5 protein-coding genes and 3 pseudogenes are annotated in these 5581 nt (G+C 54.8%); 2 read left to right on the top strand and 6 right to left on the bottom strand.

From position 1 onward, the window contains the following. Nucleotides 1-435, top strand: a pseudogene (locus AB5Y97_RS12385) (IS30-like element ISAs2 family transposase); the annotation flags it as partial. On the opposite strand, the gene AB5Y97_RS12390 reads toward AB5Y97_RS12385, so the two are convergent. The 5 genes from AB5Y97_RS12390 to AB5Y97_RS12410 form a co-directional block, all read right to left on the bottom strand. Beyond that, nucleotides 364-1044, bottom strand: a complete 681-nt coding sequence (locus AB5Y97_RS12390) for a hypothetical protein (protein ID WP_368158076.1) — start codon at nucleotides 1042-1044, stop codon at nucleotides 364-366. The pseudogene AB5Y97_RS12385 and the gene AB5Y97_RS12390 overlap by 72 nt on opposite strands. Before the next feature lie 327 nt (nucleotides 1045-1371). Then, nucleotides 1372-1959 carry a GNAT family N-acetyltransferase gene (locus tag AB5Y97_RS12395; protein ID WP_236358270.1) on the bottom strand — a complete coding sequence of 196 codons (588 nt, stop codon included), beginning with the start codon at nucleotides 1957-1959 and terminating at the stop codon, nucleotides 1372-1374. Next, nucleotides 1959-2387 (bottom strand): GNAT family N-acetyltransferase, encoded by a 429-nt coding sequence (locus tag AB5Y97_RS12400; RefSeq protein ID WP_047434745.1) that lies wholly within the window; start codon nucleotides 2385-2387, stop codon nucleotides 1959-1961. The genes AB5Y97_RS12395 and AB5Y97_RS12400 overlap by 1 nt, the downstream gene beginning before the upstream one ends. Before the next feature lie 28 nt (nucleotides 2388-2415). Further along, a complete protein-coding gene (locus AB5Y97_RS12405; protein WP_201948149.1) occupies nucleotides 2416-3051 on the bottom strand; it encodes a Vat family streptogramin A O-acetyltransferase in 636 nt (211 codons plus the stop codon). 23 nt (nucleotides 3052-3074) lie between these two features. After that, on the bottom strand, nucleotides 3075-3392 hold the full coding sequence (locus AB5Y97_RS12410) for a hypothetical protein (RefSeq protein ID WP_120416042.1): 318 nt from the start codon (nucleotides 3390-3392) through the stop codon (nucleotides 3075-3077). Nucleotides 3393-3741: 349 nt separating this feature from the next. Here AB5Y97_RS12410 and AB5Y97_RS12415 point away from each other — a divergent pair. After that, nucleotides 3742-4527 (top strand): annotated as a pseudogene (locus AB5Y97_RS12415) (diguanylate cyclase); the annotation flags it as partial. Between the two features lie 619 nt (nucleotides 4528-5146). Here AB5Y97_RS12415 and AB5Y97_RS12420 read toward each other — a convergent pair. After that, a pseudogene (locus tag AB5Y97_RS12420) lies at nucleotides 5147-5581 on the bottom strand (IS30-like element ISAs2 family transposase); the annotation flags it as partial.

The following is a 5581-nucleotide window of genomic DNA, read 5'->3' on the forward strand; positions in this document are numbered from 1 at the left end:
GTGCTGGGCAAGCAAGGCACAGGTGCACTGGTCACCCTGGTGGAGCGCAAGAGCCGGCTCTATCTGGTCAAGCGGGTCGCGAGCAAACAGGCTGGGGTGGTGCGGGATGCGATAATCGAGATGTTAACGCCCTACATCGAGCAGGTGCATACCATCACCTTTGACAACGGCGGCGAGTTTGCCGAACACAAGGCGATAGAGGAAGCGCTGGGTGCCGAGACTTACTTTGCGCACCCTTACTCTTCGTGGGAGCGCGGTCTGAACGAGAACAGCAATGGGCTGTTGAGGCAGTTTATCCCAAAGGGAACAGACCTGAGAGAGGTCACGGACGAGGATGTCAGGAGAGCGGAGCAGTGGCTCAACCTACGACCTCGGAAATGTCTCGGATTCAGGCAGCCTGTCAAGGTATTCGAAGAGTACCGTCAGGCGGCATAGGCGAGTGTCGCACTTCGAAGTTGAATTCGCGTCATAACTAACTATGCCGAGATTTCTAGCCCATGATTTTATTGCTAACAAGGCTATACGCTCAGATAAAAGCCGTCCTCTCATAAGCGCATATGTTCTATCATCTGGGAAGTAAGATAATTCATCGCAACGAACGATATAATCACCGAAGCCTTCAATATGCACCTCATTAACAATGGTTGATTTAATCAGGCGTTCAATAACTGATTCAGCAGAAACGTGCTTTTTCTGCGAAATAGGTGCTCCACACGCTATTTTAAAATGTTCTTTAGGCATCAAATTGTCTCGCATTGCTAACGCTTGCAAGGCATAAAAATAAATGCTGCCGGAGTCTTGGAGAGTTTTATTTAAAGCTAGGAAAAATTTTCTAGAACCATATTGCTCACTTAAATATACAAAGCGAGAACGATGGGGGAAAATAATATGGTTTAGTTTTGTTATCCCTTTTCCGCCTCTTTGTACCCGTTTACGAGCTGCATCTTCAGACAACCCTGCTTCAGACACTAAGATTCTTGCCAACTGGCTACTTAGCATTGGTCCACGAGCTCTTAGGATAATGGTCAAAAAGTCATCTTCCAAACGGCACTCTCCTGTGTGTGTCACACTGCGCTATTTATAATGTGTTGTAAACAACACCGGCAACGATCGAAAAGTTCCTACATTAGCAGGGCCTTATCCTACAAGGCTTAGAAAGAAAGTGGGAAGTGAAAACATCGGGTCTTTGTCACAATAGGGGCTTGGTGTATGAGTAATGACCATCTGTTTTGAATCCGATAAGGCCTTGGAGAGGTTGGAACACGCGGGGGAGTTCTGGGCAATCCGTGATGTTGATTGAGGTGTGGCGTGGCGGGTTACTTGTTTAGGTTCTACATAACGAGAAGTTTCCGTGACAACTACGTGCTTGTGTCACATGAGCCCTTTTTGGGTCCGTTTTGTTGGAACAAGCGAATAAATATGCCCATCCATAGGCTGGCCATGTAGGAAGATGCGATTTTTTGCCCGGCACTCAAAGGCGGCTCCGGCAGCGATGGCAACAGCTTCGCTGGCGGTGTTGCCAACCCCCATCACTATCTCCAGCCGAAATAGTCCCAACTGCTGAAAACCAAAGTCACGGAGCAGGGCGACCGCCTGTCGGGCGATGCCGCAGCCTTGGCGGGATTGGCGCACCCAATAACCGATATTGCCGTAGCGGTGATGGGATGACAGCTGATTGATTCCTGCGCCACCCAGCAGTTGGCCGGTGGTGGCGCAGAAGATGCCCATGTCAAAGGCGCGTCCCGCCGCACAATCCTGCTCGCAGCTGGCAAACCACGCCAGCGCGCTCTCCCGAGTAAATGAACGGGAGCACCAGCTCATCCATTTGCCGACCGTCTCGATGGATTCGTGGGCCGCGCGGACAAACTCGTCGGCATCGCCCGCTTCGAACGGGCGGATCACGATATTGGCATTGGCATTGGCATTGGCATTGGCATTGGCAAGGCGCGGGAGTGTCATCACTTGTCCTGCTTTTTCAGAAAGTAACTGATATGCCCCGGCGGCATATCGGGCAGTTGGCCAAAGACTTCGTAACCCTGCTTCTGGTAGAAGGGGAGGGCCTGAAAACTGGTGGTTTCCAAGTGGTAGTTGGTGATGCCCTTGCTTTGGGCGTACTGCTCCATGGCGCCGAGCAGGCGGCCGCCCCAGCCATCTCGGCGGATGCTTTCGTCGATCCAGAGCCAGTCGACATGCAGCCAGCCCCACTTGATGTCGGCGATGATGCCGCCGTGTACCTTGCCCTCTTTATCCTTGATAAAGCTGGCGATCCGCTCGCGCCGAAGTTCGTACAGTTGAGGGCCTGCCTGGCTGACGTTGTAGCCCGTCAGGCCAATGCGCAGCGCTTCAACATCATCGTCCTGAGGCGGTTGGGGTGGGGTGAGTTGCATAGTGCTTCCTGCTTGATGGTGGTTGTCTCTAACGGATTGCCGCTTCCAGCGCGGCTATCTCGCCGCCGCGGATAAGCGGCAGGTTGCGGCTGATCTGCTCCACCGGCCAGTCCCACCAGGCGATGGCGTTGAGACGGGCGATGGTGTCATCGTCGAAGCGGTAGCGGATCACCCTGGCGGGGTTGCCGCCGACCACGGCGTAGGCGGGCACGTCACCGGTGACCACGGAGCGGGCGGCGATGATGGCGCCGTTGCCGACTTTTACCCCCGGCATGATCAGGGCGTCATAGCCAATCCAGACATCGTTGCCGATGACGGTATCCCCCTTGTAGGGGAGGATGCCCGGGGCGGGGGCGGCGCTCTCCCAGCCGTTGCCGAAGATAAAGAAGGGGTAGGTGGAGAAGCCGGAGGTCTGGTGGTTGGCGCCGTTCATGATGAACTTCACCCCGCGGGCGATGGCGCAGAACTTGCCGATGATGAGCTTGTCGCCGATGAAGGGGAAGTGGTAGAGGACGTTGCGCTCGAAGCCCGCCGAATCCTCCGGGTCGTCGTAATAGGTGTAGTCACCCACCTCGATATTGGGCCCCTTGATGGTGTTCTTGATAAAGCACACCTGGGGAAAGCCGTTCATGGGGTGGGGATTGGCGGGATCGGGTCCGTGCATCTGGTCTCCTTCGATTGGCCGGGCTAGAGCGCCGGGAAGTAGCAGGCGCTCATGTCGATGGGGTGATCGGGGCAATTGGGCAGATAGAACTGCCAGCCCGCATCGGAGAAAGCGCGCAGTTCGGTTTCGACAAACTTGATGGCGAGACTCAGGGCCTGCAGGCTGTCGATGCCGTAGATAAAGGTCTTGTCGCTCAGCCCCGCCAGCTTCACCTTGCAGCGCCAGTCACCGCTGGCGGACTTGGGATCCGGCTCGGGGGCCTTGATGGCGATCTTGAGGGTGAGCTGTTCCCCTTCGAGGCTGACCGCCTCGAAACGAGCTTTGACGATGGCGTTTTTCATCTGGCGATTCCTTTTCCGTGGTACAGCCCCTGCGGTTGTGGGTGGCTGGCATTCCTGATGGCTGATGATGTGAAAACTGGACTCAGGACGGCCAGCGTAAATGAACTTGTGAGTTGAAACAATGGGATATGCGCGACCGGGGGAGGGGGCTTTCGCTACTGTGAGCGAGCGCAGTGGCGGGAGTAGCAACGCGCTGGCCACCCGTGGTGGCCGAGAGGCTGGCAGGCTGCTAGATGTAAAGGATTGTTGGCTGTGGCCGCAGATTTTTCTGTTCTGCCGATGAGGGCGAGCGAGTCCTTTTGAGGCAGAATATCTCCCCCCTGTTTGACGTTGAAGTACAGGAGTCTCCGTGGCGCTTTCGGTAACCCAGCTTTATGAAGTGATGGCCCAGTTGCCAGATCCCGTCTTTATCCTCAGTGAAGATGGCTATTACGTGGAATATATCGGCGGCATGGAGCAACAATCCTATCACGATGGCAATCCGCTGGCGGGCAAGCAGCTGGCCGATGTGCTGCCACCCGAGATGGCCATATGGGTCAAGGCGCAGGTAGCCGAATCGCTGGCGAGCGGTCAGGTGCGAGTGGTGGAGTATGAGCTCTCAGCAGCCGAGGTGGGGGGGATCAATGCTGCCGCCAGGCCGCAAGGGATACAGCGTTTTGAGGGCAAGATTGCGCCGCTGCCCTCCCTCTATGATGGCAAGCGGGCGGTGGCCTGGGTGACCCGCAATATCACCCGCCAGTACGAGTTGCAGCAGCGACTGCTGCGCCAGAGTGAAACCGACCAGTTGACCGGCCTCCATAACCGCCGTTTCTTCTTCGAGCATTGCCAGCAGGTGAGAGGCAGCGAGGCCCCATGCGGCCTGCTCATGCTCGACATCGATCACTTCAAGCAGATCAACGATCACTACGGCCACCAGCAGGGAGATAGGGCCTTGCAGCGCTTTAGTAGTTGTATCGATGCCCTGTTGCGGGCGGATGACCTCTTTGTGCGCAGCGGTGGCGAGGAGTTTCTGATCCTGCTGCCGCGGATCGATGAAGCCGGTTTGCAGCAGATGGCGGAGCAGATCCGTGCCGCCGTCGAAGCGCTGCCTGCCGATCCGGTTGCCACCCCGGTCGCTGTGGGAAATAGCCTGCTCTTTTACCCTGAATAAATTGGCTGACATCACTGTCAATTAGTAGAAAAGTTGGCCGTATTATTTAACTCATATTCCACAGCTTAAGGTGTTAATATTATCGGCCTGATCGCTGGTCTTATTTGTGTTGTTGGGCAACAGCATGAGGTTTTATCGGTATGTTATCAAACAGGCGTGAATCTGGTTTTGGGTGACGAATATGATACATCCTGTTGTCTTTTGAAACATTCCGATTCAAACAGTCATGAATTATTAACCTTGACCCGGATAGCGATTTCAACGATGGTAGCGTGGCAGCTCCGTTTCTCTCCGGTGGCCCTGTTGGCCACTGGCGGCGTTGTTTTTTCATGTGCAGGGCGATATGCAACGACATATCTCCAGCCTGTTATTCGGGCCAATAAAAATAATGATGACAGATTAATAAGGTATATATTGCAATGAGTGTTTCTATTGCTGAAAAGAGTAACCCTGTTTCAAAATTGAAATGGGAGAAAAGCGATTCGGTATGGACCATGGGCCTATATGCCACTGCTGTCGGTGCCGGTACGTTATTTCTCCCTATTACTGTTGGCAGTAATTCCCCGGTTATTTCGCGAATTCAACTTCGAAGTGCGACACTCGCCTATGCCGCCTGACGGTACTCTTCGAATACCTTGACAGGCTGCCTGAATCCGAGACATTTCCGAGGTCGTAGGTTGAGCCACTGCTCCGCTCTCCTGACATCCTCGTCCGTGACCTCTCTCAGGTCTGTTCCCTTTGGGATAAACTGCCTCAACAGCCCATTGCTGTTCTCGTTCAGACCGCGCTCCCACGAAGAGTAAGGGTGCGCAAAGTAAGTCTCGGCACCCAGCGCTTCCTCTATCGCCTTGTGTTCGGCAAACTCGCCGCCGTTGTCAAAGGTGATGGTATGCACCTGCTCGATGTAGGGCGTTAACATCTCGATTATCGCATCCCGCACCACCCCAGCCTGTTTGCTCGCGACCCGCTTGACCAGATAGAGCCGGCTCTTGCGCTCCACCAGGGTGACCAGTGCACCTGTGCCTTGCTTGCCCAGCAC

Origin of the sequence: Aeromonas sp. R10-2, from assembly GCF_040908445.1 — a bacterium.
Classification (GTDB): domain Bacteria; phylum Pseudomonadota; class Gammaproteobacteria; order Enterobacterales; family Aeromonadaceae; genus Aeromonas; species Aeromonas veronii.